This window comes from Allobosea sp. 117 (assembly GCF_000702305.1).
Taxonomy (GTDB): domain Bacteria; phylum Pseudomonadota; class Alphaproteobacteria; order Rhizobiales; family Xanthobacteraceae; genus Ancylobacter.
Window position 1 is genome coordinate 1 of sequence record NZ_JNLC01000010.1, and the last position, 26397, is coordinate 26397.

Sequence of the window (26397 nt, forward strand, 5' to 3'; positions counted from 1 at the left end):
GACGCTGGAGGACATCCCGTTCCGCACCGGCGGACCGGCACGCTACGTCTCGATCCGCGAGACCGGCGGACGGCTCGGCCTGATCACGCCGCTGACGCATAATTTCTGCGAGGGCTGCAACCGCGTGCGCGTCACCTGCACCGGCACGCTCTATATGTGCCTCGGCCAGGACGACGCGGCCGATCTGCGCAAGCCGCTGCGCGCCTCCGAGAGCGACGAGCTGCTGCACGCCGCGCTGGACGAGGCGATCTTCCGCAAGCCCAAGGGCCACGACTTCGTCTATGACCGTCGCGGCCAGGCGCCGGCGGTGCGCCGTCACATGAGCGTCACCGGCGGCTGAGCTTCTTTGTGCATCAGCTGCTGCGCGCAGTCCCTTCCATCGCGATCCGCGGCAGATCGGCCTGTTCGGCCTCTGCCTTGAGCGCGGCCTCACGCCGCTCGCTGTAGCGGCTGGTGAAATACTCCTTCCGCTCGCGCAGCAGCAGGGTGAACTTGACGAGTTCCTCCATCACGTCGACCACGCGCTCGTAATAGGGTGATGGCCTCATCCGGCCTGCTTCGTCGAACTCTTGGAAGGCCTTGGCGACCGAGGACTGGTTTGGGATGGTGACCATGCGCATCCAGCGGCCCAGCACGCGCAGGGTGTTCACGGCGTTGAAGGACTGCGACCCACCCGACACCTGCATCACCGCCAAGGTGCGCCCCTGGGTCGGGCGGATGCCACGATATTCGAGCGGGATCCAGTCGATCTGGCTCTTGAACAGGCCGGTGATGGTGCCGTGCCGCTCCGGGCTGCACCAGACCTGACCTTCGGACCATTCCGACAGGGTACGCAGCTCGACCACCTTGGGGTGATCCGCAGGCACGCTGTCGGGCATAGGAAGCCCGCGCGGATCGAAGATGCGCGTCTCCGCTCCCATGGCGTCCAGCAGCCGGGCGGCCTCCTCGACGAGAAGGCGGCTGTAGGATCGCTCCCGGAGCGAACCGTAAAGAAGGAGGATGCGCGGCGGGTGCGTCAGGGCGTGCGCCGGCGCCAGCTTCTCGGCATCCGGCCGGTCGAAATGCGTCGGATCGAGCGCATCGGTGAAGTCGTCAAAGCGCGTCATGAAAAGGCACCTCAGGACGTGGCGCGCTCGGCGCGGTGCGAAAGATAGGCTGCCAGCCAGAACCCGGCGGCCACCACCACCGTCATGATGACAATGCTGAGCAGGACCGCATCGTAGGAACCCGACATCGACCAGATCATCGCCCCGGCCAACGGAGCCAGGGCGCGCGAGACGGTGCTCGGGGCGGACATGGCGCCGTTGACGGCTCCATAGGCTTCCCGCGTCAGCATCTCGGGAACCGAGAGTCCGCGCACGATGGTGGTGATGCCATTCGCGGCGCCATAGAGCAGCGCAACGACTGCCAGCAGCAGGAAGCTCGGGGGCAGAATGTCCAGCGCGGCCAGCGCGACCGGAAAGATCGCGACGGTCACCGAGCCGATCAGCCGTACCGGCGCGCGCCGGGCGAAGACCCATATGCCGATGCGACCGGCGACTTGCGCCGGGCCGATCAACGTCATGGCGGCAACGACGGACGCCGTCTCGAACCCCTTCTCGATGAGCAGGGGATAGAGGTGGAAGGTGAAGGCCGAGAACGCCGCGGAATAGGCCGTGAACGCCACCGCCAGCGTCCAGAACACCGGCTGGCGTATCGCCCAGGCCACGGCCGCCCGGCCACTGAGCGGCGGTGCGTCGTTTGAGGAACGACGCTGGGGTGCATCCGCGTCGGGATCGATGACCGACCAGTAACATCCCGCGCAGACGAGGATGTTGATCGCCGCCAGGACCAGCAGTGCGTCGCGCCAGCCCATGGTGTCGAGCAGGAACTGCACCAGCGGGATGAACACCGTCGAGGCGAAGCCGCCCCAGAGCGTCAGCGCGGTGATGCCGGACCGCGCATGGGCAGGGCCGGCCCGGCGGGCGATGACGGCGAAGGCCGGATCGTAGAGGGTCGCCGCCTGGAGGGCACCGATCCCGGCCACCGCCAGGTAGAATAGGATGATGTCGTCGACCTGGGACCACAGCACGAGCAGCAGTCCGGCAAGCACCGAGCCCATGGTCATGATCGAGCGGCCATGGCCCCGGTCGATGGCCGCGCCGATAGGATAGGCGGCAAGCCCCGCCAGGGCGAGCCCGAGGGTGGCGGCGCCGTAAAGCGTGGTCTTCGACCAGCCGAGCTCGTGCCCCATCGCCTCGGCGATCAGCGGAAAGCTGTAATAGAGCGAGCCCCAGGAGCAGACCTGCCCGATACCCAGGCCGGTGACGAAGAGACTGCGTGCGCCGGGCGGTCGGTGTTCGCCGACGCCCGAGGCGAGGATGTTGTCGCTCACGCACGCGCCCCGCAGCAGGAAGAGGTCGGCATGGCGGGTTCGGGCTGCCTGGCGGGCGCGCAACAGGCTGCCGCGGAGGTCTCTTCCTCCCGGATGGACGTGCTGCATATGCCGGTTTCCGGGAGCACCAGCCGCACGTCCCGCGCCGCCGCGTGATCACCGGCAATGGCCGCGGCCACCGAACGGACCTGCTCGTAGCCGGTCATCATCAGGAAGGTGGGCGCTCGGCCATAGGACTTGGAGCCGACGATATAGAAGCCGGATTCGGGATGGGCGAGCTCGGCGGCACCGTGCGGCGGCACCGTCCCGCAGGAGTGCAGGTTCGGGTCGATAAGCGGCGCCAGCGCCGGGGGCGCCTCGACGATCGGGTCGAGCGCCACCCGCAGTTCCCGGAACAGCGTCAGGTCCGGCCGGAATCCGGTGGCGACCACGATTCGGTCGACGTCCAAGGTCACGGAGTTGCCGGCGAGCCGTGCCGCCACCTGCAAAGCGTCTTCATGTCGACTTATGCGCTCCGCCGCGAACGGAACGAGCAGCTCGAGGCGGCCCTCGTCGATGGCGCGGCGGGCAGCGAGTCCCAGGGCTCCACGTTCGGCAAGGCGGTCGTCGGCACCGCCGCCAACGATCTTGGCGAGGCCGCTGCGCCGCAGCGCCCAGAACACGCGCGTTGTCGGCGCCTCATCCTTCAGCCGTAGCAGGTCGAGCACGACGTTGATTGCCGAATGGCCGCTGCCGACCACGAGGATGCGGCGCCCCTCGTAGTTGGACCGCTCGGTGCCGACCACGTCGGGAATGCCATAGGCGATATGGTCAGCGGCTTCAGCCTCGCCGGGAACCGGCAGACCATCGACACCCATCGGGTTCGGCTGACGCCAGTTGCCGGAAGCGTCGATGATCGCGCGGGCAACCACCTGCTCCTCGTTTCCGTCAGGCCCGCGCCAGCGCACGAGGAAGGGGGCGTTCTCGCGGCCTGTCGAGGTCAGCTTGTCGAATCCGAGGCGGCTGACGGCGAGCACCTCGGCCTGACAGCGAACATGCGGCGCAAGAGCCGGAAGGCGGGCCAGCGGCTCCAGATAGTCCCGCACCAGCGCCGCGCCGTCGGGCAGCGCCTCCGGATCGGGTTCCTGCCAGCCACCCTCCGTCAGCAAATCTCGCGCGGCGGCATCGACATTGTAGCGCCAGGGCGTGAACACACGCACATGCGCCCAGTCGCGCAGCGATGCGCCAACGCCCGCACCGCGCTCCAGAACCAGCGGCGTCAGCCCTCGTGTAAGCAATTGCGCCGCGGCGGCAAGTCCCACCGGCCCCGCTCCGATGACAACGACGGGAAGGTTCTGCTCCATCTTATTCGGTCCTTCCAGCAAGTTGGAAATATCGGGCAAATTCAGTCCGCAGTTTCGGCCTGCGCGGCCGTCTTGGAGCAGCCCTCATCCGCACAGCATTCGTCGGCGAGGTAGCCAATTAGGGTATTCATGGCCGGGTAATTGGCGCGGCAGATCAGCGTCGTTGCCTGTCGCTCCTGGGTCACCAGCTCAGCGTCGATAAGGCGGCGAAGGTGATGGGAAAGCGTCGAGGCCGCGATGCCGAGCCTCTCCTGCAAGTGACCGACCGGCAACCCAGCATGCCCCGCCCGCACCAGCGTGCGGTAGATGGCCAAGCGCGTCGGACTGCCGATGGACTCGAGTTGGCGAGCAGCTTGTTCGAGATTCATTGAAATACGCTAGACCGCAAGAGCATGAGCGTCAACGTTTATTTCGACGATCATCGAAATTTATCAACGCGTCTCATGTGCGGCCCGCGGGGCCGAACTCCCGCTCTCGTACCATCCCTTGGAGCGGTTCACGATCCACACGACCGACAGCATCACCGGTACCTCGATGAGCACACCGACCACCGTCGCGAGCGCGGCCCCGGATTGGAACCCGAACAGGCTGATGGCGGCAGCCACGGCCAGCTCGAAGAAGTTGGAGGCTCCGATCAGTGCGGATGGCCCCGCCACGCAGTGCTGCTCGCCGGCGAGGCGATTGAGCAGGTAGGCAAGGCCGGAGTTCAGATAGACCTGGATCAGGATCGGTACCGCCAGCAGGGCAATGACGAGCGGCTGGGCCAGGATTTGCTCGCCCTGGAAGCCGAACAGCAGCACGAGGGTGGCGAGCAGAGCCACGAGGGAGAGTGGCTGCAAGCGTGCCAGCAATGCATCGAGGCTCGCCTGTCCTCCCCGGGCCAGCAGTGCGCGGCGCACGGCTTGCGCGACCACCACCGGCACGACGATGTAGAGCACCACCGACAGTACCAGCGTGTCCCACGGCACCGTGATCGCCGATAGCCCGAGCAGAAGGCCCACGATCGGCGCGAAGGCGACCACCATGATCGCGTCGTTGAGCGCCACCTGGGTCAGTGTGAAGTGCGGCTCGCCGCGGGTCAGATTCGACCAGACGAACACCATGGCCGTGCAGGGCGCGGCCGCCAGGATGATGAGCCCGGCGATGTAGCTGTCGATCTGGTCGGCCGGGAGATAGGGCCGGAAGAGCCAGCCGATGAACAGCCAGCCGAGCGCGGCCATGGAGAACGGCTTCACCGCCCAGTTGATGAACAGGGTAACGCCGATGCCACGCCAATGCCGGGTGACCTCGCCCAGCGCGGCGAAGTCGATGCGGAGCAGCATCGGCACGATCATCAGCCAGATCAGCACCGCCACGGGCAGATTGACCCTGGCGATCTCCATCGCGCCGATGGAATGAAACACGCCCGGCAGAACATGACCGAGGGCGATGCCCACGACGATGCAGAGGGCAACCCAGACGGTCAGGTAGCGTTCGAAGGTTGACATGCCCACTCCTATGCCGCCGCCACGCGGTGGCCATCGGCGTCCACGACTAGTTCGCCATCTTCCTTGTGAAACAAGCCTCGCTGCGGAGCGGAGAGGATGTCGAGCACGGTCTCCGATGGGCGGCAAAGCTTCACGCCGAGCGGCGTGATCACGATGGGCCGGTTGATGAGGATCGGATGGGCCATCATGGCGTCGAGAAGATCGTCATCGGTGTGGCTTGGGCCGTCCAGACCGAGTTCGGCAAAGGGCGTGTCCTTCTCGCGCACGACGGCGCGCACCGGCACACCCATGCGGGCGATCAGCCCCTTGAGTTCATCACGGCTTGGCGGTGCCTTCAGGTACTCGATGATGGTTGGCTCGATGCCGGCGTTGCGGATCAGGCCAAGCACGTTACGTGACGTGCCGCAGGCCGGGTTGTGATAGATCGTGACGGACGACATCCCGGCCTCCTACGCCACATTCGACCGCGGGCTGGTCGCGCCTTCGCTGCGGCCGATCTCGTGCAGCTTGGCGCCGAGCGTCATGGCGTCGAGGCTGCGGATCGGTAGGGCCGTGAAGGCGGCGATGCGATTCTTGAGATAACGGAAGGCGCGCGCGAAGGCGGCCTCTTTTTCGATGTCCGTGCCCGTCACGGCGGCGGGATCGTCGATCCCCCAATGAGCGGTCATGGGCTGTCCGGGCCAGATCGGGCAGGTCTCCCCGGCTGCCGCGTCGCAGACGGTGAAGACGAAATCCATCACCGGCGCGTCCGGGACGCCGAATTCGCCCCAGCTTTTCGACCGTAGTCCGTCGGTCGGATAGTCGAAGCTGCGCAAGGTGGCCAGCGTCAGCGGATTCACCATGCCCTTCGGCTGGCTACCGGCGGAGAATGCCCGGAATTTTCCGCCGCCATCCTTCTTCAGGATGGACTCGGCCATCAGCGAGCGGGCCGAGTTGCCGGTGCAGAGGAACAGGACGTTGTAGACATGGCCGGGCGACGTAAGGTCAGGCATGGCTCGCCTCCTTGGCGGCAGTGCTCCCTGCCGGGCAGCAGGGCTCGAGATCGGCGACCAAGGGAACACACACCTCCGGCCTGCCGCCGCAGCAGTCCTTGAGGATGAAGGCGGCAAGCTCGCGCGCGGAGGTCAGCCGCACGCGGTAAATGATCTGGCGGCTCTGCCGCTCGGCTTCGATCAGGCCAGAGCGGACGAGAATACCGAGATGGCTGGAAAGTGTGTTGTGGGGGACATCGAGCTGCCGCGCGACCTCTCCGGCCGGCAGACCTTCCGGCTCGTGCGCGACGAGCAGGCGGAAGACGTCGAGCCGAGTGGGCTGCGATAGTGCGGCAAAGGAAGCTAGGGCTTGATCCGTGTCCATATGTCCATGATGGTCGACATGTGGACATAAATCAACGAAAAAGGAAATTCTGCTCGACCGGCAGTCGCCGCTCGGCCCCTCATGCCGCGCGGGCGGCGACGGTCATTTCGGTTGCGCCTTCCATGACGCCGATGTCACCGAGCCGCCTCTTGAGGGCGGCAAGGTCCAGCGTCTCGATCGGCAGGTTGACGAAGGCCGACATACGCGCCGCGATCTGCCGGTACGTGCTCTGGAAGGCTGCGCGAAGTTCGGCCTCGTTGTTGCCCGCCGCCGCCGGATCGGGCAGTCCCCAATGGGCCGTGAGAGGGTGTCCCGGGAAATTCGGGCAGCTTTCGCCAGCAGCCGAATCGCAGACGGTAATGACGAAATCCATAGGCTCGACGGCACCATCCGCGAACTCGTCCCAGCTCTTCGAGCGCAGGTCATCGGTCGTGTAGCCGAGGGAGCGGAGCAGATCGATCACCAGCGGATGGGGCGCGCCGCGCGGCTGGCTCCCAGCCGAATAAGCGTGGAAGCGGCCACGCCCCTCCCTGTTCAGGACCGCCTCGGCCATGATCGACCGGGCCGAATTATGCGAACAGACGAGAAGCACGTTGTAGGGACGCGTCACCGGCTCGCTCGGCCGCAACCGCGGAAAGGCGAGCTCTTCGGCTGCCGGAACCGGCAATTCCGAGATCAGCAGCGACAGAATGGAGGCCGTGCGGCTCGTGCTGGCCGCATAGATGATGGAACGACCTTCACGACGGGAAGTGACCAGACCCGCGCGTTCAAGCTGGGCAAGGTGCGTCGACATGGTATTATGCGGTACCGCCAGCAGACGTGCGATATCGCCGGCCGCAAGGCCATAGGGCACGTAACGCAGCAGCAGGCGGAATGCATCGAGACGGGTCGGCTGGGCAAGCGCATCGAAAACTTCGACCGCATCGTCGGACAGCAGGCGCTTCACATCCATCGTGTCGCTAGATCTCCCGTTCAGCTGCCGCTCTTGAACGCCGTGGCCCAGTAGTCCTTCACCTGCCGCACCAGCGGCTCCGGAAGCGGGACATAGCCGAGTTTCGATGCATATTCGCTGCCCTCGCCAAGTGCAAAGGCAAAGAATGCGAAGGCGGTCCGGCTACGGTCGGCGCTGACCGGGGCCTTATACATCAGGGCGAAGGTGGTGGCCGCGATCGGATAGGCATCCGGCGCGGGAGAGTCATTGATCGTCGCGTAGAAATCGCGCGTCTGCTTCCAGTCCACGCTCAGCGCCGCGGCCTGAAACGAGGCCGCGCTCGGGGCGATGAAGTTGCCCGCGCGGTTCTGCACGAGACCATAGGTCAGCTTGGCCTGGGTCACATAGGTGAACTCGACATAGCCGATCGAGTTCTCTACGCGCTGGACCTCGAGCGCCACGCCCTCATTGCCGCGAGCCCCGTTGCCGACCGGCCAGGCGACGGCGTTTCCTTCGCCGAGCGTCTCCTTCCACTCCGGGCTAGCCTTCGACAGATAGGAAACCCAGTTGAAGGTCGTGCCGGATCCGTCCGAGCGGTGGACCACCGCGATCAGGGTGTCGGGAAGCGGAAGGTCCGGGTTGAGCGCCTTGAGCGCGGGATCCGACCACTTCGCGATCTTGCCCATGAAGATGTCGGCCAGCACAGTTCCGGTGAACCGCATGGTGCCGGGCTTCACGCCCGGAAGGTTAACGACAGGCACCACGCCGCCGAAGACGATCGGAAACTGGCCGAGCCCCAGCCGTTCCAGTTCCTCGGGCTTCAGTGGCTTATCCGAAGCGCCGAAATCGACTGCCTTGTCGCGGATGCGGTTCACGCCCGCCGACGAGCCAACCGACTGATAGCCGACGATCGTGCCGTGCGCCTGGCGGTAGGCCTGCGCCCACTGCCAGATGATCGGATAGGCGAAGGTCGATCCCGCCCCGCTCAGCTCGTCCGCATGTGCGGAACCAATCAGGCTCATGAAGGCGGTGGCAGCCAAGGCGAGGAAAGAGCGGCGCATGGGGTCCTCTCTAATTATAATTCAATCCGTCGAGATATACCGACAAGTAATTAAGGGCGGCGTACGACAGATCGATGACGCAGGCGATAATTTCTTTTTGTCGAGACTGACCGACGTTTTCGAGCAAGGCAGTCGCAAAACAGCGCGAGGCAAGGCGCAGAGTGCAAATTTATCCGGGGCCAGCTCCGCCGGGGAACCTGTCTAGCGGCTGTCGATCGAGCTATGGAGCGAGCGACTCCCGCGATATCGCCGACGAGCGCCATCATATGCTGCCCGAGGCCGAGGACAGTGAGGCGTGCCTCTACAACCCACAAAAGCGTCTCGTCGAGATGCTTAAGGCTTTTGAGCGTAAGCTAGCGGTCGAGGATCGTGCCACCTACGCCGCCGCCCTTAGCCGCATGAACGATACCCTCCGGGGGGAGGGCTCCGCGGCGCTGTGGTCGAACTGGGCCTCGATGAGGATCGTGAAGCTCGTTTCGTCGATTTGGCACTCGCGCCGGACCTGTCCGAGGTGCGGCTGCAAATCCAACGCTTGGTCGGTCACTGGAAAGCCGCCTGCCGCCGGGAAGCTTGAAATGATCGACCGGATAGCAGCCGAACAGGCGATCACCGCCCTATTCACACAATACGAAACTCAAGTCTCAGTGTCGGATCACAAGGTCATGCAGGCCCTCAGCGACGGCAAGCTCTACGAGCTATTCGTCCTGGCCGAGGTCGTCAGCGTACTAGTCATAGGCTGAACAAGGTGAGCACCGCCCCGAGTATCCTTTTTTGGCGAATAGATCACCGAGAACGGCACTTCCCGTCGGCCGGCGAGCTATAGACGTCGTCCGATGCCCGATCCCCGCCCTCGACTGACGCCGCCCAGCCGACGTGGCCACTAGCGTGGACTCCAAAAAGGGCGCGTCTGTGCAGGCGGCCGAATGCGACGGTGAGGCGGCAGCACTTCGACGGTCCTACGAGCTAGGCTTCGTTATTTCAGCTGCATCGGCTGGGAGAGCGCTTCGCCCCGTAGCGAACAGACGGCGGGAGAAACGTACCGGACCGCGAACACCGTTTCAGCTCACGCTTCTGAAACGGTGAAATCAGCCTAAGTCCTGGAAAACATTGGCGCGCCCGAAGAGATTCGAACTCCTGACCCCCAGATTCGTAGTCTGGTGCTCTATCCAGCTGAGCTACGGGCGCCTGGCCGCTAAGGTGGCGGCGGGCCGTCCTGCTACCCCGTTTCGTCGCGCTTGGCAATATGCGGCGGCGGAGAATGCGTCAGCGGAGCTCGAATGGCAGGTTTGCAGTCGCTGCACCGCCGCGCCCGTCGCGCAGCACCAGGGTGATCCGGTAGCGGCCCGGCGGCAGGTGGCCGATGCGGGCGCCGGTCGCATCCTTCGCCAAGAGGCCTTCCGGAAAGCGCCTCGGCGCCGGCTCGGGATCGCCGCCGACGCTGCGCACCGTGCTCTCTGCGACGATTTCCCATGTGGCTTCAAGAGGATCGCCGTCCGGATCGAGCGCTTCCAGCACCACCGCGCCCTCCTCGCCGGCGCGCCAGGAGGCGAAGGGGGCGCTCGCGTCGTGGGCGAAGCGCAGATAAGCGATACGTGGCGCGTGATTGCCGCCGGGCGTGCGGCCGCCCCAGCTCTCGGCCATCGCCTCCGCCGGCTCGGTCCATTCCCCGTCGGCCAGCAGGATGCCGTACCAGCTTGCCGTCACCTCCTGCTTCTGGCCCCAGAGGAAGGCGATGACGCCGATGCCCGCGGGCTGCAAGGCATTGAAATAACGCCGCAACTGGATCGCCTTCTGGGTTGAGCTCGGCTCGAACGGGGCGCCCCACGGCGAAGTGGCCGCCTGCCAGTGGCCGAGCGCGCCCATTTCGACGACGACGGTCGGCCCGCTCCAGCCGGCGTCCCGAACCCGCTTCGGCAGGGACAGCAGGGCGTCGCCGTAGGAATTCACCCCGAGCACGTCGATGCTGGGCGCCATCTGCTTGATCTTGCTGACCTTATCGCCGCCGATCTCGGCCAGTACGGCCATGCGTGGATGCGCCGGGTCGAGGGACCGGACCAGCGCCGCGGCTTCCTCGATGGCCGGCCAAACCATTGAATCGTCGGCCAGATCGACCTCGACCTCGTTGCCGATGCCCCACATCAGCAGGGCCGGGTGGTTACAATATTTTACCACCGTTGCACGAATGGCTGAAAGCTGCGCCTCGACGAAGCCGCGATCGGCATAGTTGGCGCCCTGGCGGGGGTGGCCGAGCCAGAGGCCTACGATCACCTTCAGCCCGGCGCGCTGCGCCGCGTCGAGGGCAGGGCCCGGATCCCCGCCATAGGTGCGCAGCGTGGTGGCGCCGAGGCCGGCGAGCAGTGGCAGGGGGCCATCGCCGGCCGCGCCGCGCACCGCGAAGGGCCGGCCGTCGACGAGGATGCGGTCTTCCGACACGGCGACCGCGGTCGCCGCCGCCTCGCATGAAGCTGCCCCCGTCATTCCCGCCTCCTGCGCCGGCGCCGGCCCGGCGGCCGCCATGGCGAGCGTCGTGACGATGCCGGCCCACGCCAACGGGCGGATGAGCGCCGCGACCGGTCCACTCCGGCCGGAGCGCGGCGCGGCCGCCGGCAAGGAGGTGAGGCGCGCGGCAGTCCCCGGCTCGGGCTCAGCCATGCGAGCGCTGCGCCCGCCGCGATTCGAGGTCGACCGGCCGGTCGGGGACGATCAGCCGGAAGGTGGCGCCGATCGTGCCGGGCACCAGCGCGATCTCACCGCCATGGGCGCGCATCAGCTCGGCGGCTATCGGCAGGCCGAGGCCAGTGCCGCCGCGCCGCGTCGAGCCGTGGAACGGTTCGAACAGATGCGAGCGCGCGCGCTCCGGCACACCGGGGCCGGTATCGGCCAGCTCGATCACCACGGTGGCACCGGCGCGCCGGCCGGTGATGCGGATCTGGTCGCGGGCCGGGTCGTTGGGCGCGCGGGCGGCGAGCGCCTCGGCGGCGTTACGGGCGAGGTTGAGCAGCACGCGGAACAACTGGTCGGGGTCGGCGTCGACCTCCAGCCCGCGCTCGATCGCGGTCACCCAGCCGATGCGCGAGCCGTCCTCGCCAAGCCCCAGCGTCGCGCGCACCTCCTCGGCCAGCGGGGCGAGCTCGACCATGCGCCGCTCCGGCGGCGGCTCCTGCGCGCGGCCATAGGCGAGCGTCTGCTGGCAATAGGCGATGGCCCGCCCGAGCGCGGCCACCAGCTTGGGGGCGAAGCGCTGCACCGCCGGGTCGGGAATGTCGGCGAGCCGGTCGGAGATGAGCTGCGCCGAGGCGAGCAGGTTGCGCAGGTCGTGATTGATCTTCGACACCGCGAGGCCGAGCGCGGCGAGGTGGTTCTTCTGCTGCAGCGTGTCGGCGATCTGGTGCTGCATGGCGACGAATTCGCGCTCAGCCTGGCCGATCTCGTCGAGCCGCTGGCTGGGGTCGAGCGGCACCGCCGAGCCTTCCGGATCGTCGCGGAAGGCGATCATGCGCTGGGTCAGCCGGCGCATCGGCCGCACGAACATCCAGGCGAGGCCGAGATAGACGAGGCCCGCCGTCAGAGCCGAGATGACCAGCGAGATGAGCAGGATGTTGCGCGAGAAGCGCAGCATGGCCTTCCGGAGCGGCGTCTCGTCCAGCACGATCTCGACGAAGCCGCCGCCGCGCGGCGGTGTGCCGACGGCGCGGATGATGCGCCCGTCGCCGGTCAGCAGCGTGTCGAACGCCTCGCTCACCGCCTGCCACGGGCCGACGTCGCGCACATCGGCGTGGTGGTCGACTTCCGGGGGCATGTCGGTGGAGGCGAGCAGCCGGCGCGTGCTGTCGCGCTTGAGCGCGACCGTGATGGCGCCGACGCTGTCAAGGAGTTCGCGTGTGAGCTGCGGCTGGATCATGCCGCTCGGCGCGGCGTCGAGCACCAGCGCGGCGGTGCGCGCCGCGGCCAGCCGGTCGGACAGCCAGTTCAGCCGGAACACGGCGATCGAGGGCACATAGATCAGCACCTCCGCCAGGAAGACGAAGGCGAGGGTGAACATCAGCAGCTTGCCGGAAAGCCCGAGATGGCGGCGGACGGGCGGGCGCTCGGCAGGGACCATGAGGGCATCGTCCCCGGCGACTGGCGTCGCGGGCCCGATCCCGTCCCTCACTGCGGCCGCATGCGTCTGAGCGTCCACCGGCTCTCCCATCCGTGATTACACCTAGGCATGAGCGCCCCGCTCCGCCAGTGCCCGCCGGCTTTTCCGGAAGGCGCCAGTGCAGCATCCCTTGTGGGCGCCATGATGGCGTGCGACACCGCCGCGACGCTGCGGAACACGCGCGATTGACCGCGCAGGCGGCGATCGGCGGGCGATTGCACCCCTCCGGCGATTGACTTGGCTGCCGCCCACCCCTATAAGCCGCGCCGAACCTCGGCCGCATGCGTGACCGGGTTGTCCTCCCGCATTGCGCAAGGGTGTCGCGACAGGATCGCGGCCGGCAGCCATCGGGAGCGGCGTCCCGGTTCCTGCGGCCCATCTAGAGAACTGCGGAGACTGACCCGTGAAGCGCACCTATCAACCGAGCAAGCTCGTGCGCAAGCGCCGCCACGGCTTCCGTGCGCGCATGGCGACCCGTAACGGCCGCAAGGTCATCGCCGCACGCCGGGCTCATGGCCGCAAGCGCCTGTCCGCCTGATATGGAAGAGGCGCGGCAAGCTCCTTGCTGACAGCTCTTCTCTGAGGAGCGCCGCCTCGATGGATCGGCTCGTCAAGCGCAGGGATTTCGTCGCCGCCGCCTCCGGTCTGCGGGCGAATTCCGGGCCGCTGCTGCTGCAGGGACGCGACCGCAAGGACGAAGGTCCCGCCCGCATCGGGCTCACCGTCACCAAGAAGCACGGCAACGCGGTGGAGCGTAATCGCATCCGCCGCCGTCTGCGCGCCGCCGTGCGCGAGGCGCTGCCGTCGGTGGCGAAGCCGGGTTTCGACTATGTGATCGTCGCCCGCCGCGCCGTCATAGACGCGCAGTTCCAGGGTCTTATAGACGACATTTCGCGGGGAGTGGCCCGCCTGCATTCGGGAAGCCGGCGTCGGCCGTCCCCGCCGCGCCCGTCCCCTGGGGAGGGTGCCGCCGGATCGGCCGCTGCGGAGAGAACTGCCGCGAAAGAAAGGCCTGCCGCCGCGCAGCCGCCTGCGCGCGCCGACGGAGACGCTGTCGATGACGAGTGAAAACCGCAACATGATCCTCGCGGTCGTGCTGTCGATGCTGGTGCTGATCGCGTGGCAGTACTTCTCCGGCATCCCGGAGATGGAGAAGCAGCGGCAGATCGCGCAGCAAAACCAGCAGACGCAGCAGCAGAACCCGGCGGCCCCCGGCGCCGCGCCCGCTCCCGGCACCACCGCGCCGGTGACGGCGCCGGCCGCTCCCAAGGCGCTCTCCCGCGCCGAGGCGCTGGCGCTCGCCCCGCGCGTCGCCATCGACACCCCGCGCGTCACCGGCTCGGTCTCGCTCAAGGGCGGGCGCCTCGACGACCTGTCGCTGAAGGACTATCGCGAGACGGTCGACCCTTCGAGCCCGATCATCGTGCTGCTCTCGCCCTCCGGCGGGCCGAACCCGTTCTATTCCGAGTTCGGCTGGGTGGCGGCCTCCGGCGCGAACGTGAAGCTGCCGAACTCCGACACGGTGTGGACCGCGTCGGCCGGCGCCAAGCTCGGCCTCAATGCGCCGCTGGTGCTGACCTTCGACAATGGCGAGGGGCTTACGTTCCGCCGCACCATCTCGGTCGACGAGAACTACATGTTCCACGTGAAGGACGAGGTGGCCAATGCCGGGGCGAACCCGGTGAGCCTGCACCCCTTCGCGCTGGTCTCGCGCCACGGCACGCCGCACACGCTCGGCTACTACATCCTGCACGAGGGCCTGATCGGCGTGACCTCGGAGGCCGGGCTGCACGAGATCAAGTACAAGGACATCGCCGAGAAGAAGAGCGAGACCTTCCCCTCGACCGGCGGCTGGCTCGGCATCACCGACAAGTACTGGGCCGCCACCGTCATTCCCGACCCGCAGCAGAAGGTGCAGGCGCGCTTCTCCGCCGCCCAGCTCGGCAACGACCTGTCCTACCAGACCGACTTCCTCGGCGACGCCGTCACCGTGGCGCCGGGCGCCAGCGCCACCACCGACGGCCGGCTCTTCGCCGGCGCCAAGGAGGTGCGCGTCGTCGACGGCTACCAGTCGACCTACAACATCGACCGCTTCGACCTGCTGATCGACTGGGGCTGGTTCTATTTCATCACCAAGCCGCTCTTCCTGGTGATCGACTGGATCTACAAGGGCGTCGGCAATTTCGGCGTCGCCATCCTGATCGTCACTGTGCTGCTCAAGGGCCTGTTCTTCCCGCTGGCCAACAAGAGCTACGCCTCGATGGCGAAGATGAAGGCGGTGCAGCCGGAGATCCAGGCGCTGCGCGAGCGCTATGGCGACGACCGCGTGAAGCTCCAGCAGGAGATGATGGAGATCTACAAGAAGGAAAAGATCAACCCGGTCTCGGGCTGTCTTCCGATCCTGATCCAGATCCCCGTCTTCTTCGCGCTCTACAAGGTGCTGTTCGTCACCATCGAGATGCGCCACGCGCCGTTCTTCGGCTGGATCCGCGACCTCTCGGCGCCCGACCCGACCACCTTGTTCAACCTGTTCGGCGTCATCCCATGGGACCCCAGCCAGGTGCCGGTGATCGGCCACTTCCTGATGCTCGGCGTGTGGCCGATCATCATGGGCATCACCATGTGGATGCAGATGAAGCTCAATCCGGCCCCGCCGGATCCGACGCAGAAGGCGATCTTCGACTGGATGCCGCTGATCTTCACCTTCATGCTGGCGTCCTTCGCCTCCGGCCTCGTCATCTACTGGGCGTGGAACAACACGCTCTCGGTGATCCAGCAGTCGATCATCATGCGCAAGAACGGCGTGAAGATCGAATTGTGGGACAACATCCGCGACACCTTCCGCCGCAAGAAGGCGAAAGAGACCTAAGCGGGCCGCATGCATCTGCGGCACGCGATGCCGGAACGATGATGGCCGGAACGATGGCGGCGGGGACGACAAGTCTCCGCCGTTTGCGTGTCCGAGGGCTCCTCGAGTGCCGCCCTCAAGTGCTGCCCTCGCGTGCATCTCCGCAATAAGCACAAAGCTGTGTAGTCCATTGGCGCAAGAAAATTTCTAGTCTGGGCCCTCCCGAGGGGAGGTTCGGATCATGAAAGCCCTCATCCGGCATCTGTGCATCGCTGCCGCGGTGCTCGCGGCCACGGGTCTCGCCCGTGCGGCGACCTACCGGGTCGATCCCGCCCGCACCGAGATCGCCTTCGAGATCGGTGCCAAGGGATACCCGCTGACGCACGGCGTATTCCGCCGCTTCACCTCCAGCCTGTCGATCGACCTCGACCACCCGCAGCGCTCCGCGGTGCGCTTCGACGTGGCCGCCGCCTCGCTCGACACGCGTTCGCCCGCGCTCGACGCCTATGTGCGCGGGCCGGCCTTCCTCAACGCGGAGCGCTTTCCCAGCATCCGCTTCGCCTCGACGGCGGTCGAGAAGCTCGACGACAATACGGTGCGCGTCACCGGCAATCTGACCCTGCTCGGCGTCACCCGCCCGGGGACCTTCACCGTCGCGGTTGAGCGCGGCGGCGCCGCCGGCTTCGCCTTCCATGCCGAGGGCGGCGTGCGCCGGTCCGCCTTCGGCATGACGGCAGGCCTGCCGTTGATCGCCGACGAGGTGCGCATCCTCGTCTCCACGCGGGCGGAGGCCTCGTGAGCGAGGATCGCGTCCGCTGGAGCGGGCCGCTGCGTCTGCTCCACTGGCTGATGGCGGCGCTGATCGTGGCGCTGATCGGGGTCGGCTGGACGATGACGCATATCCGCTCCGATCTCGGCACCACCTTCACGCTCTATCAGTGGCACAAATCCTATGGCTGCCTCGTCGCCGTCCTGCTCGTGCTGCGCGTGGCGGCGCGGCTGGTCGCGCCGGCCCCGCCGCCGATCGAGCATTCCCGCCTCGAACGCCAGGCGGCGCGCGCGGCGCATCTCGCCTTCTATGCGCTCATGCTCGCCGTTCCGGCCAGCGGCTGGCTGATGGCGGCCGCCTCGCCGCTCGCCCTGCCGACGCGCCCGTTCGAGCTGTTCACGCTGCCCGCCCCGGTCGCTCCCGACGAGGCGCTGTTCGGCTGGCTGCAGCCGCTCCACGAGGTGGCGGCCTATGGGCTGCTGGCGCTCCTCGCGCTGCATGTGCTCGCCACGCTCAAGCACCAGTTCGTGGACCGCGACCATATCCTGCGGCGGATCACCTTCTGATCCTCGGCCGCCGGCCCACCGCCTCCCTTGCGGTTCTGCGGCAGCCGGCCGATAAGCGGGGCATGAGCAACACCGAAACCGACGACGACGCGCTGATCGAGGCCGGCCGCCGGCTGTTCGCCGGCGAGTGGACCTTCGTCGCGGCGGCGCCGACCGTCGACGTGCTGCCGCCGATGCGCGGCATCGAGATCGCGCTCGCCGGCCGCTCCAATGTCGGCAAGTCGAGCCTCGTCAACGCGCTCACCGGCCGGCGCGCGCTCGCCCGCACCTCGGTGACGCCGGGGCGTACGCAGGAGCTGATCTTCTTCTCGCTCGGCCCCGACCTCACCCTCGTGGACATGCCCGGCTACGGCTTCGCCAAGGCGCCGAAGGAGAAGGTCGACGCCTGGACCGAGACCATCCACGCGTACTTGCGCGGGCGCGCCAACCTCGCCCGCGTCTTCGTGCTGATCGATTCCCGCCACGGGCTGAAGCCGATCGACCTCGGCGTGCTCGACGGGCTCGACAAGGCCGCGGTCTCCTACGCCATCGTGCTGACCAAGGCCGATCAGCTCAAGAAGCCCGAGCTCGCCGCCCGCATCGCCGAGACCGAGGACGCGCTGAAGCGCCGCCCGGCCGCCTATCCCCAGGTCTTCCCGACCTCCAGCCGCGACGGCGCTGGCATCGCCGAACTGCGCGCCGGCGTGGTGCGGCTGATGGCCGAGCGCGGCCTGGGCGGACGCTGAGCACCTCCTTAACATCGTCAGCCGGCACTTGATCGGTGTCATGGCATCGTCGGGCCGCCGGGCGATAGTCCGTGCCCGACAACCAAGGAGACCGCCATGGCCAAGATGAAAGCCGCGATTTTCGTCGAGAAGGGACGCATCGTGCTCGACGAGAAGCCGATTCCCGAGGTCGGCCCGCTCGACGCGCTGATCCGCATCACTACCACCACCATCTGCGGCACCGACGTCCACATCCTCAAGGGCGAATATCCGGTCGAGAAGGGGCTCACCATCGGCCATGAGCCGGTCGGCGTCATCGAGAAGCTCGGCTCGGCGGTCGCCGGCTATCGCGAGGGCCAGCGCGTCATCGCCGGCGCCATCACGCCGAGCGGGCATTCCTATGCCTGCCTGTGCGGCTGCGGCTCGCAGGACGGGCCGGGCACCAAGCACGGTTTCAAGGCGATGGGCGGCTGGAAGTTCGGCAACACCATCGACGGCTGCCAGGCCGAATATGTGCTGGTGCCGGACGCCATCGCCAACCTCTCCCCGGTGCCGGACGAGCTGACCGACGAGGAAGTGCTGATGTGCCCGGACATCATGTCGACGGGCTTCTCCGGCGCCGAGAGCGGCGAGGTGAAGATCGGCGACCACGTGGCGGTGTTCGCGCTCGGCCCGATCGGCCTGTGCGCGGTGGCCGGCGCCAAGCTGAAGGGCGCCACCCGCATCATCGGCGTCGACACCGTGCCGGCGCGGCTGGAGATCGCCAGGAAGCTCGGCTGCTCCGACGTGGTGGACTTCCGGCAGGGCGATGTCTACGAGCAGATCATGGCGCTGACCGACGGGCGCGGCGTCGACGTCGCCATCGAGGCGCTGGGCACCCAGAACACCTTCGAGACCGCGCTCCGCGTGCTGCGGCCCGGCGGCACGCTGTCCTCGCTCGGCGTCTATTCGAGCGACCTGAAGATCCCGCTCGGCGCCTTCTCGGCCGGCCTCGGCGACAACAAGATCGTCACCACGCTGTGCCCGGGCGGCAAGGAGCGCATGCGCCGGCTGATGGACGTCATCGCCTCCGGCCGCGCCGACCTGAAGCCGCTGGTCACGCACCGCTTCAAGCTCGACGACATCGAGGCCGCCTACGACCTGTTCTCGCACCAGCGCGACGGCGTCCTGAAGGTAGCGATCACACCGTAACGGGAGCGGGCCGCGGACATCGTCATGCCCGGCCTTGAGCCGGGCATCCACGTCCGCTTCGTGCCGACCGAAAGACACGGATGGCCGGGACAAGCCCGGCCATGACGTTTTCCGATGTGAATGGCTCGGCCGTCGGCCTCACGCCGCGTCGGAGGCGGGCGTGCCGGTGAGGATGGTGTGGAGGACCGCCGGGTCGCGCGTGCTGCGCAGCTTGGCGGCGACGCCCGGATCGCGCAGCAGGCGGGCGATGCGGGCCAGCGCCTTCAAATGATCGGCGCCAGCCGCCTCCGGCGCCAGCAGCAGGAAGACGAGGTCCACCGGCTCGCCGTCCAGCGCCTCGAAGTCGATCGGCTTGTCGAGGCGGGCGAACATGCCGAACAGCCGGTCCATCTTCGGCAGCTTGCCGTGCGGGATGGCGATGCCGTTGCCCACCCCGGTGGAGCCGAGACGCTCGCGCTGGTTCAGCGTCTCGAAGATCTCCCGCTCGTCCCGCTTGGTGAGCTCGGCGGCCCGCGCCGCCAATTCCTGGAGTGCCTGTTTCTTGCTGGTCGCCCGGAGGGCCGGGACGATGGCGGGCAGCGTCAATATGTCGTTCAGCGGCATGGGCGAAGTCCGGATGGGGCGGCGCGGCACACATGTCGGAGCGCCCCGGAGGGGGCGCTCCCGCTCGATTCGATGCGGCTCAATGGATGTCGTCCGCGGGCGTGTGCGCCGGGGGGTCGACCCAGCCCACATGCCCGTCCGGGCGGCGGTAGACGACGTTGATGCGTCCGTGACTGGCGTGTCGGAACACCAGGACGGCAGCGCCCGAGAAGTCGAGCTCGAGCACGGCGTCGCTCACGGCGAGGCTGGGCAGGTCGGTGGTCGCCTCGGCCACCACGGTCGGGCACCAGTCATGCGGCACGCCGTCGTCCTCGTCCTCCTCGGGGAGGGAGAGCACGGTCAGCGCGGCAGTCTCGACCGGCGAGGCGTAGGCCTCGTTGCCGTTGCGGGCGCGGAAGCGGTCCTTGTAGCGGCGCAGCCGCGTCTCGATTCGCTCCACCGCCGCGTCGGCGCTGCTGTAGGGGTCATGGGCGTTGCCATGCGCCTGCAGGATGGTCCCGCTGTCGAGGTGGAGCGCACAGTCGGAACGATATCCGGAGCCTTCGCGGGCGACGGTGACGTGGCCTGACCAGCCGCCGTCGAAATATTTACCCAAGGCATCGGCAATACGGTCGGAAACCCGCTGCCGCAATGCCTCGCCGACGTCGAGATTCTTGCCCGAAACGCGCAGCGGCATCGTGACTAGTCCCTCATTTCGGCAGAGGCAGCACGCGCGCCGTATTGGCTTCGCTGTGCCTCGCCAGAACCCCCAACTTGCCCGGCCGACGCCTCTAACAGGTAGGAGCCGCGAGGGAATGTGTCAATCGGATCGCGTGGGGTGGTGCCTTGTTGCCGCCATTTTCGATGGGGCTCAGCCGGCGGTCTGGGCCGCCTGCTTCTCGCGCCGGCGTTGCACCGAGGAGGGAATCCGCATGGCTTCGCGATACTTGGCCACGGTGCGGCGGGCGATCTCGATCCCCGCCTCGCGCAGGCGCTGCACCAGCGTGTCGTCGGAGAGCACGTCGTCCGGCGGCTCGGCGTCGATCATCTGCTTGATGCGGAAGCGCACCGATTCGGCCGAATGCGCCTCGCCGCCGTCGGAGGAGGAAATCGACGACGAGAAGAAATACTTCATCTCGAAGATGCCGCGCGGCGTCGCCATGTACTTGTTCGAAGTGACGCGCGAGACGGTTGATTCGTGCATGCCGATGGCATCCGCCACCATGCGCAGGTTCAGCGGGCGCAGATGCTGCACGCCGAGCGCCAGGAAGCCGTCCTGCTGGCGGATGATCTCGGTGGCGACCTTGAGGATGGTGCGCGCCCGCTGGTCCAGAGAGCGGGTCAGCCAGGTGGCGGTCTGCATGCAGTCGGTGAGGAACGCCTTCTCGCGATCGTTGCGCGTGGTCTTGGAGACCCGCGAATAATAGGCTTGGTTGACCAGCACGCGCGGCAGCGTGTCGGAATTGAGTTCGATCAGCCAACTGCCGTCCTGCGCCGGACGCACGAACACGTCCGGCACCACCGGCTGCACCACGCCCGAGCCGAAGGCGAGGCCCGGCTTGGGGTTGAGCCGGCGGATCTCGGCGACCATCTCGGCGAGATCCTCGTCGTCGACGCCGCAGACCCGCTTGAGCTGCGCGAAGTCGCGCCGCGCCAGCAATTCGAGGTGGTCGAGCAGCGCCGCTATGGCCGGGTCGAAGCGGTTGCGCTCCTTGAGCTGCAGCGCGAGGCATTCGGAAAGGTTGCGCGCGCCGATGCCCGGCGGGTCGAAGCTGTGGATGACCGCCAGCACCCCGGCGATGGTCGCGACCGGCGCGCCGAGCTTCTCGGCGACGCTGTCGAGATCGGCGGTGAGGTAGCCGGCCTCGTCGATCAGGTCGATCAGGTGGTGGCCGATGAGGCGCTGCACCGGGTCGGAGACGGCGAGCGCGAGCTGCCGTTCGAGGTGCTCGGCGAGCGTCTCCTCGGCCGAGACGAAGGTTTCGAGGTTGTAGCTCTCGTCGGTCCGCCCGCCGGAGCCCACGCCGGCCCATTCCGAATAGGCGCCGGCATCCCCGGTCGCCGAGGTCGGCGCCCCCTCGCGCCCGGCATCGTCCGGAAAGACGTTCTCCAGCCCCGTGTCGAGCCGCTCCTCGATGGCGCGGCTCGATTCCAGCCGCTCCTCCATCCAGTCGGAGGCGCGGGCCTCGCCCTCGGCACCACGGTCGTGGTCGGCGCCGTCCGCCCCGTCCGCATGCCCCTCCGGATGGCCGGACTCGCCGGCGCCCTCCGCGCCGTACTCGCCCTCCGGCTCGCTCTGGCGCTCCAGCAGCGGGTTGCGTTCGAGCTCGGCCTCGACATAGGCGACCAGATCGAGATTGGAGAGCTGCAGCAGCTTGATGGCCTGCATCAACTGCGGCGTCATCACCAGCGCTTGCGTCTGGCGGAATTCGAGGCGCGGGCTCAGCGACATGGCGCTGTCTCCGGCATGGCGCCTGCGTGGGGGGCGGGGCTGGGCATCAGAGGCGGAACTCCTCGCCCAGATAGAGCCGCCGCACCTCGGAGCTCGACACGATCTCGTCCGGCTGGCCCTCCATCAGCACCGTGCCGGAGTGGATGATGTAGGCGCGGTCGATCAGGCCCAGCGTCTCGCGCACATTGTGGTCGGTGATCAGCACGCCGATGCCGCGCTCGGTGAGGTGGCGCACCAGCGTCTGGATGTCGCCCACCGCGATCGGGTCGATGCCGGCGAAGGGTTCGTCGAGCAGCATGAAGGTCGGCCGCGTGGCGAGCGCGCGGGCGATCTCGACGCGGCGGCGCTCGCCGCCCGACAGCGCGATGGCCGGCGACTTGCGCACATGGGTGACGCGGAATTCCTCGAGCAGGCCGTCGAGCTCCTCCTCCCGCTTGCGGCGGTTGGGCTCGACCATCTCCAGCACGGCGCGGATGTTGTTCTCGACCGACAGGCCGCGGAAGATCGAGGCTTCCTGCGGCAGGTAGCCGACGCCGAGGCGGGCGCGCCGGTACATCGGCAGATGCGTGACGTCGTGGCCGTCGAGCTCGATGCGGCCGGCATCGGCCTTAACGAGGCCGGTGATCATGTAGAAGATGGTGGTCTTGCCGGCGCCGTTCGGCCCGAGCAGGCCCACCGCCTCCCCGCGCCGCACATTGAGGCTGGCGTCGCGCACCACCTGCCGCCCGCCATAGCTCTTGCCGAGGCCGAAGGCGCCGAGCACGCCGGTCCCGCTCGGCATCTCCGCCGTCACACCGGAGCCGGAATGGCCGTTGAGGCGCGGTGCCTGGACGCTGGCGGCGCGCGCGTCGGGACGGGTCTCGCCATAGGCGTATTGCGCCCCGGCAGGAGCCGCACCCGCCGGGGCGGAGCTTGCGTAATCGCCATAGTCGTAGGGAGCCGCATGAACGGCCGGCGCGCGGTCCGCGCCCTGCCGCTCCCCGGCGCGTGCCGGATAGTCGTCGACCAGATATTCGGCGCCGTCGTCGTTCGGAAGAGTGAAATCGGGATCGGGGTAGAGGGCGTAGGGGTCGTCGTCCTGCTCCCCGGCCGGGGGACGATCCCAGTTCACCCGGCGCCCGCCTGCCGCGTCATAGCCTTGCCCGGCCTGTCCGCCGGGCGGTGGCGCCGAATGGGTCTTGCGGCCGAAAAGCGGGAAAAGCCTCACACGCACCCTCCGTGGTGAAACGCACCACAATAGGGTGATAAACGTTCGCGAAGGCGCTGGCAAATGCCGGATGCAAAATACGGGCCGCGTACCGCGATGCCGCACCTGCGTCCACCGCCGGTACCAGGCGGAAGGCGGCTCAGGGCTTGGGTTTGCCGGGCGCCGCGGGAGCGCCGGGCGCGCCCGGCTTCTGCTGGTTGACGCTGTTCGGCACGATCAGGCTCTCGATGCGGCCGCCGTCGAAGCGCGAGGTGCCGCTCGTCAGGTCGACGGTCAGCTTCTGGCCGCGGATGACGTTCGGGCCCTGCGTCAGCACCACCGGCTTGCCGGTCAGCGTGATGGTGTTGGTCTTGGTCTCGAAGATGCCCTGGTCGCCGGTCGCCGTCTGCTCCTTGGTGGTGACGATGACGCTGCCGTTGATCTCCAGCCGGCGGACCGCCGAGGAATTGATCGGGCTGCCGGCGGCGAGCGCGTCGCCATTGGAGGCGGCCGGCTTGGCACCGGTTGTCTTGGCGCCGGCGTCGGGAGCCGTCTTGCTGGCCTCCTTGCCCGCCTCCTTGCCATCGTAGAACACCACCAGCTCCTTGCAGCGCATGGTGGTGTCACCCTGCACCACCACCACATTGCCGGAGAACACCGCCACCTTGTCCTTGTCGCGGACCTCGAGGCTGTTGGCGTTGATCTGGATCGGCTGGTCGCGGTTGGTGGCGAAGCCCTGCAGCGCGTTCGGCACGTTCTTCATCTGCGCGGCAGCCGGCGCCACGGCGAACGGCGAGAGCGCGGCCGCGAGGGTCAGGGCGAGGAGGATACGTGCCGGAGATGTCATGCCGCGCTTTCTTAACGGGGCCGGATGGCGGGTGCAATCCGGCCTGTGCCCCAACGGGAGCTGTGCCGGGAGATTCAGGGATTCGGACGGGGCGGAGGCAGGGGCGCGGTGGCGGGCAGGCTGATGGAGGCGCCCGCGCGCGGCGGGGCGGTGGGGGCGGCCGGAGCGGCAATTCCGTCGAGTCGCATCGGCTGGGCGTCGGCGGTGCGCGTGCGGGGCGGCGGCGGCTCGGCGGCGGGCGGCGCGGGAATCGGCATCTCGGCGCGCGGCGGCTGCGGCTCGGGCGCCTCGGTGCCCTTCGCCTTCTCCGCGTCCTTCTCCTTGTCGGCGTCGGGCTGCGGCATGCGGAAATTGAGCTGCACGTGCCCGGTGAGATAGGCGCGCGAATCCTTCTGCGACACTTCGAGCGTGTCCGCGGTGAGCTTGCCGTCGAGATATTCGAGCTGCACCGGCTGGTTCGAGACCAGCGTGCCGGCCTTCATGTCGATCTCGGCCTGCTGCAGCGTGCCGCCATAGCCGCCCGAGGTGTCGAACCGCACGCCGTCGCCGAGGTGCAGCTTTTGCGACTTGGTGTCGTACTGGCCGGCCTGCGCGGTCATCTTCGCCCAGCCATTGTCGGCCATCTCCAGCCGCGCCTTGATCTGCTCGAGATCGATGGTGTTCGGCCGCGTCACGTCCTGCGAGGCGGCGGTGGCGGAGACGTCGTAGCCGCGATTGTCGGTGGTGAAGCCGGACAGGCGCGGCGCCTCCATCTTGATGCGGCTGCCGTCGAGCGACACGCGCGAGAGCTCGAAGGGCAGGTTGGCGGCGAGGCGCATGGGGTCGAGATAGGCGACCGCCACCGTGGCGACGCCCGCCACCACGACGCCGATCGGCAGGGCCACCTTGAAGAAGCGCACGCGCCAGCTATGGCGCTTGGCCGCGCGGAAGTCGGCCGCCATCGCCGCCGGCTGGCGCGACGACACGCGCACGCGGCCGACCACCGCGTCGTCAGGCGGATAAGGAGGTGGAACGTGTCGGTTCATGATCCCCCGATCGCGCGCCCCGAATTCAAGAGCCCTTTCCGATCAGGTGGAATCACCTGATCGATAAGAAAGTGCTCTATTTCAATACGGAGCATGTTCTCATCGCGAAAGTCTCTCAACTTTCGCGGAACATGCTCCAGGATTCCCCAATGCCCCGCAGGCATCGCGACAAGATGGGGCCATCGGCACCCATGCGCAAGCCGGGCTTCTTCCCCATCCCCGGATGCCTCAGGAAAGCGGCGGATATCCGGCCGCTCCGTGGCGGATCCGGGCGAAGCCCTTAGGAATGCGCGAAGATGTCCTCCTCCGGCCAGCCGGCGAGGTCGAGCGCGGCGCGGGTCGGCAGGAAGTCGAAGCAGGACTGTGCCAGCGCGGTGCGCCCTTCGCGCGCCAGCATGGTGGCGAGCTTGGCCTGCAGCGCGTGCAGATAGAGTACGTCGGAGGCGGCATATTGCAGTTGCGCCTCGGTCAACTCCTCGGCCGCCCAGTCCGAGCTCTGCTGCTGCTTGGAGATGTCGAGGCCGAGAAGCTCGCGCACCAGCTCCTTCAGCCCGTGCCGGTCGGTGTAGGTGCGGGTGAGCCTGGAGGCGATCTTGGTGCACCATACCGGTTTCACCTCGATGCCGAAGGTCTTGCCCAGCACGGCGACGTCGAAGCGGGCGAAGTGGAACAGCTTGGTGATCGCCGGGTCGACGAGCAGCTTCTCCAGGTTCGGCGCGCTGTAGCGGCCGGCGCCGGCGGGAATCTGCACGATGTCGGCCGAGCCGTCGCCGGGTGAGAGCTGCACCACGCAGAGCCGGTCGCGGTGCGGGTTGAGCCCGAGGGTCTCGGTGTCGATGGCGACCACCGGCGCCCGCTCGGGCGTGTAGAGCGACAGGTCGCTGAGGTCGCCGCGGTGCAGGCGGATGGTCATGTCGGTCGGGCTTTCGTGAAGACCGCGCTCCCTAGAGCCCTTTCCGATCAGGTGGAATCACCTGATCGATAAGAAAGTGCTCTCGCGCAATAGTTTGGAGCATGTTCTCGTCGCGAAAGTCTCTCAACTTTCGCGGAACATGCTCTAACACCCGCGCGGGCGGCCGATCAACCGATGCGGCCTCGCTTTTCGGTGTCGCCTATTCGGTGTCGCCTATTCGGTGTCCTGGCCGGGAAGCTGCGGCACGGCATCGAGCCAGGTGACGGCGGAGCGGCACCAGATCTGCCGGGCGGGCCTCAGCTCGGCGCGCCGGCGGATGGCACCCCAGCGTATGTAGCGCGGACCCTCGTCGTCCTCCGCATCGTCCGAATAGATCGGCGAGCCGCATTCCGGGCAGAAATACTGCCGGCGGCGGCGACCGCTGTCGCCGGTCTTCACGTAGAATTTCGGCGGCTGCGCGGTCATCCGCACGCTCGCTGGCGCGGCGGGGACGCTCAGGCGGAAGGGCGAGCCGGAGAGGACCTGGCAGTCGGTGCAGTGGCAAACCGACATCGCCTCGGGGTCGATCTCCGCCTCGAAGCGCACCGCGCCGCAATGGCACTGGCCGTCGATCCGCATCGG

General features: G+C 67.7%; 28 protein-coding genes, 1 tRNA gene and 1 pseudogene. 9 read left to right on the forward strand and 21 right to left on the reverse strand.

Annotation, left to right across the window (positions count from 1 at the left end):
* Nucleotides 1–340 (forward strand): annotated as a pseudogene (locus U742_RS0102060) (GTP 3',8-cyclase MoaA); the annotation flags it as partial.
* 13 nt (nucleotides 341–353) lie between these two features.
* Here the strand turns inward: U742_RS0102060 and arsH are convergent.
* From arsH to pstS, 10 genes are all read right to left on the reverse strand, one after another.
* Nucleotides 354–1106, reverse strand: coding sequence for an arsenical resistance protein ArsH (gene arsH / locus U742_RS0102065; RefSeq protein WP_029349560.1), 753 nt, complete (start codon nucleotides 1104–1106; stop codon nucleotides 354–356).
* A gap of 11 nt (nucleotides 1107–1117) precedes the next feature.
* Nucleotides 1118–2374: an MFS transporter gene (locus tag U742_RS0102070; RefSeq protein ID WP_029349562.1), complete on the reverse strand. Its 1257-nt coding sequence runs from the start codon at nucleotides 2372–2374 to the stop codon at nucleotides 1118–1120.
* Nucleotides 2371–3717 (reverse strand): FAD-dependent oxidoreductase, encoded by a 1347-nt coding sequence (locus U742_RS0102075; RefSeq protein WP_029349566.1) that lies wholly within the window; start codon nucleotides 3715–3717, stop codon nucleotides 2371–2373. The genes U742_RS0102070 and U742_RS0102075 overlap by 4 nt, the downstream gene beginning before the upstream one ends.
* Nucleotides 3718–3758: 41 nt before the next feature.
* Complete coding sequence (locus U742_RS0102080; protein ID WP_029349568.1) at nucleotides 3759–4085, reverse strand: ArsR/SmtB family transcription factor; 327 nt, start codon at nucleotides 4083–4085, stop codon at nucleotides 3759–3761.
* Between the two features lie 63 nt (nucleotides 4086–4148).
* Nucleotides 4149–5204, reverse strand: coding sequence for an ACR3 family arsenite efflux transporter (arsB, locus tag U742_RS0102085; RefSeq protein WP_029349570.1), 1056 nt, complete (start codon nucleotides 5202–5204; stop codon nucleotides 4149–4151).
* An 8-nt stretch (nucleotides 5205–5212) separates the two neighbouring features.
* Nucleotides 5213–5644: an arsenate reductase (glutaredoxin) gene (gene arsC / locus U742_RS0102090; protein WP_029349572.1), complete on the reverse strand. Its 432-nt coding sequence runs from the start codon at nucleotides 5642–5644 to the stop codon at nucleotides 5213–5215.
* 9 nt (nucleotides 5645–5653) lie between these two features.
* Entirely contained in the window at nucleotides 5654–6196 is a 543-nt protein-coding gene (locus U742_RS0102095) for an arsenate reductase ArsC (RefSeq protein WP_029349573.1), read from the reverse strand.
* Entirely contained in the window at nucleotides 6189–6560 is a 372-nt protein-coding gene (locus U742_RS0102100; protein WP_029349575.1) for an ArsR/SmtB family transcription factor, read from the reverse strand. Before U742_RS0102100 ends, U742_RS0102095 begins: the two co-directional genes overlap by 8 nt.
* Nucleotides 6561–6639: 79 nt before the next feature.
* Nucleotides 6640–7512 (reverse strand): metalloregulator ArsR/SmtB family transcription factor, encoded by an 873-nt coding sequence (locus U742_RS0102105; protein WP_051660781.1) that lies wholly within the window; start codon nucleotides 7510–7512, stop codon nucleotides 6640–6642.
* A gap of 20 nt (nucleotides 7513–7532) precedes the next feature.
* Nucleotides 7533–8552 (reverse strand): phosphate ABC transporter substrate-binding protein PstS, encoded by a 1020-nt coding sequence (gene pstS, locus U742_RS0102110; protein WP_029349580.1) that lies wholly within the window; start codon nucleotides 8550–8552, stop codon nucleotides 7533–7535.
* Between the two features lie 266 nt (nucleotides 8553–8818).
* Here pstS and U742_RS0102115 point away from each other — a divergent pair, with 266 nt between their 5' ends.
* Nucleotides 8819–9292 carry a hypothetical protein gene (locus U742_RS0102115; protein ID WP_029349582.1) on the forward strand — a complete coding sequence of 158 codons (474 nt, stop codon included), beginning with the start codon at nucleotides 8819–8821 and terminating at the stop codon, nucleotides 9290–9292.
* A 368-nt stretch (nucleotides 9293–9660) separates the two neighbouring features.
* On the opposite strand, the gene U742_RS0102120 is transcribed toward U742_RS0102115, so the two are convergent.
* The 3 genes from U742_RS0102120 to U742_RS0102130 all read right to left on the reverse strand — a co-directional run bounded on the left by U742_RS0102120 (nucleotide 9661) and on the right by U742_RS0102130 (nucleotide 12654).
* A tRNA-Arg gene (locus U742_RS0102120) sits at nucleotides 9661–9737 on the reverse strand.
* Nucleotides 9738–9815: 78 nt separating this feature from the next.
* Nucleotides 9816–11204 carry a glycoside hydrolase 5 family protein gene (locus U742_RS0102125; RefSeq protein WP_051660782.1) on the reverse strand — a complete coding sequence of 463 codons (1389 nt, stop codon included), beginning with the start codon at nucleotides 11202–11204 and terminating at the stop codon, nucleotides 9816–9818.
* Entirely contained in the window at nucleotides 11197–12654 is a 1458-nt protein-coding gene (locus tag U742_RS0102130; RefSeq protein ID WP_029349586.1) for a sensor histidine kinase, read from the reverse strand. The genes U742_RS0102125 and U742_RS0102130 overlap by 8 nt, the downstream gene beginning before the upstream one ends.
* 442 nt (nucleotides 12655–13096) lie before the next feature.
* On the opposite strand from U742_RS0102130, the gene rpmH reads away from it, so the two are divergent.
* From rpmH to U742_RS0102165, 7 genes are all read left to right on the forward strand, one after another.
* The gene (gene rpmH / locus U742_RS0102135) at nucleotides 13097–13231 is read left to right on the forward strand and encodes a 50S ribosomal protein L34 (RefSeq protein ID WP_029349589.1); all 135 of its coding nucleotides are present in this window, start codon (nucleotides 13097–13099) and stop codon (nucleotides 13229–13231) included.
* Between the two features lie 59 nt (nucleotides 13232–13290).
* Nucleotides 13291–13761, forward strand: coding sequence for a ribonuclease P protein component (gene rnpA, locus U742_RS0102140; protein WP_081852776.1), 471 nt, complete (start codon nucleotides 13291–13293; stop codon nucleotides 13759–13761).
* Nucleotides 13751–15562, forward strand: a complete 1812-nt coding sequence (yidC, locus tag U742_RS0102145; RefSeq protein WP_029349593.1) for a membrane protein insertase YidC — start codon at nucleotides 13751–13753, stop codon at nucleotides 15560–15562. The genes rnpA and yidC overlap by 11 nt, the downstream gene beginning before the upstream one ends.
* A 220-nt stretch (nucleotides 15563–15782) precedes the next feature.
* Complete coding sequence (locus tag U742_RS0102150) at nucleotides 15783–16340, forward strand: YceI family protein (RefSeq protein ID WP_029349596.1); 558 nt, start codon at nucleotides 15783–15785, stop codon at nucleotides 16338–16340.
* Entirely contained in the window at nucleotides 16337–16876 is a 540-nt protein-coding gene (locus U742_RS0102155) for a cytochrome b (RefSeq protein WP_029349598.1), read from the forward strand. The genes U742_RS0102150 and U742_RS0102155 overlap by 4 nt, the downstream gene beginning before the upstream one ends.
* 62 nt (nucleotides 16877–16938) lie before the next feature.
* Nucleotides 16939–17601, forward strand: coding sequence for a ribosome biogenesis GTP-binding protein YihA/YsxC (gene yihA / locus U742_RS0102160; protein WP_029349600.1), 663 nt, complete (start codon nucleotides 16939–16941; stop codon nucleotides 17599–17601).
* Between the two features lie 96 nt (nucleotides 17602–17697).
* Nucleotides 17698–18771, forward strand: a complete 1074-nt coding sequence (locus U742_RS0102165; protein ID WP_029349602.1) for an NAD(P)-dependent alcohol dehydrogenase — start codon at nucleotides 17698–17700, stop codon at nucleotides 18769–18771.
* A gap of 138 nt (nucleotides 18772–18909) precedes the next feature.
* On the opposite strand, the gene ptsN is transcribed toward U742_RS0102165, so the two are convergent.
* From ptsN to U742_RS0102205, 8 genes are all read right to left on the reverse strand, one after another.
* Nucleotides 18910–19374, reverse strand: coding sequence for a PTS IIA-like nitrogen regulatory protein PtsN (ptsN, locus tag U742_RS0102170; RefSeq protein WP_029349604.1), 465 nt, complete (start codon nucleotides 19372–19374; stop codon nucleotides 18910–18912).
* A 79-nt stretch (nucleotides 19375–19453) separates the two neighbouring features.
* Nucleotides 19454–20050, reverse strand: coding sequence for a ribosome hibernation-promoting factor, HPF/YfiA family (gene raiA, locus U742_RS0102175; protein ID WP_029349605.1), 597 nt, complete (start codon nucleotides 20048–20050; stop codon nucleotides 19454–19456).
* A gap of 174 nt (nucleotides 20051–20224) precedes the next feature.
* Nucleotides 20225–21805: an RNA polymerase factor sigma-54 gene (gene rpoN, locus U742_RS0102180; RefSeq protein WP_029349607.1), complete on the reverse strand. Its 1581-nt coding sequence runs from the start codon at nucleotides 21803–21805 to the stop codon at nucleotides 20225–20227.
* 46 nt (nucleotides 21806–21851) lie between these two features.
* Nucleotides 21852–23012 (reverse strand): LPS export ABC transporter ATP-binding protein, encoded by a 1161-nt coding sequence (lptB, locus tag U742_RS23500; RefSeq protein ID WP_248310235.1) that lies wholly within the window; start codon nucleotides 23010–23012, stop codon nucleotides 21852–21854.
* 139 nt (nucleotides 23013–23151) lie between these two features.
* Nucleotides 23152–23838 carry an LptA/OstA family protein gene (locus U742_RS0102190; protein ID WP_029349610.1) on the reverse strand — a complete coding sequence of 229 codons (687 nt, stop codon included), beginning with the start codon at nucleotides 23836–23838 and terminating at the stop codon, nucleotides 23152–23154.
* A gap of 74 nt (nucleotides 23839–23912) precedes the next feature.
* Nucleotides 23913–24863 carry an LPS export ABC transporter periplasmic protein LptC gene (lptC, locus tag U742_RS22800; protein ID WP_248310236.1) on the reverse strand — a complete coding sequence of 317 codons (951 nt, stop codon included), beginning with the start codon at nucleotides 24861–24863 and terminating at the stop codon, nucleotides 23913–23915.
* A gap of 280 nt (nucleotides 24864–25143) precedes the next feature.
* A complete protein-coding gene (locus U742_RS0102200; protein WP_029349614.1) occupies nucleotides 25144–25776 on the reverse strand; it encodes a ribonuclease D in 633 nt (210 codons plus the stop codon).
* A gap of 213 nt (nucleotides 25777–25989) precedes the next feature.
* Nucleotides 25990–26394, reverse strand: coding sequence for a GFA family protein (locus U742_RS0102205; protein WP_029349616.1), 405 nt, complete (start codon nucleotides 26392–26394; stop codon nucleotides 25990–25992).
* Nucleotides 26395–26397 lie beyond the last annotated feature (3 nt).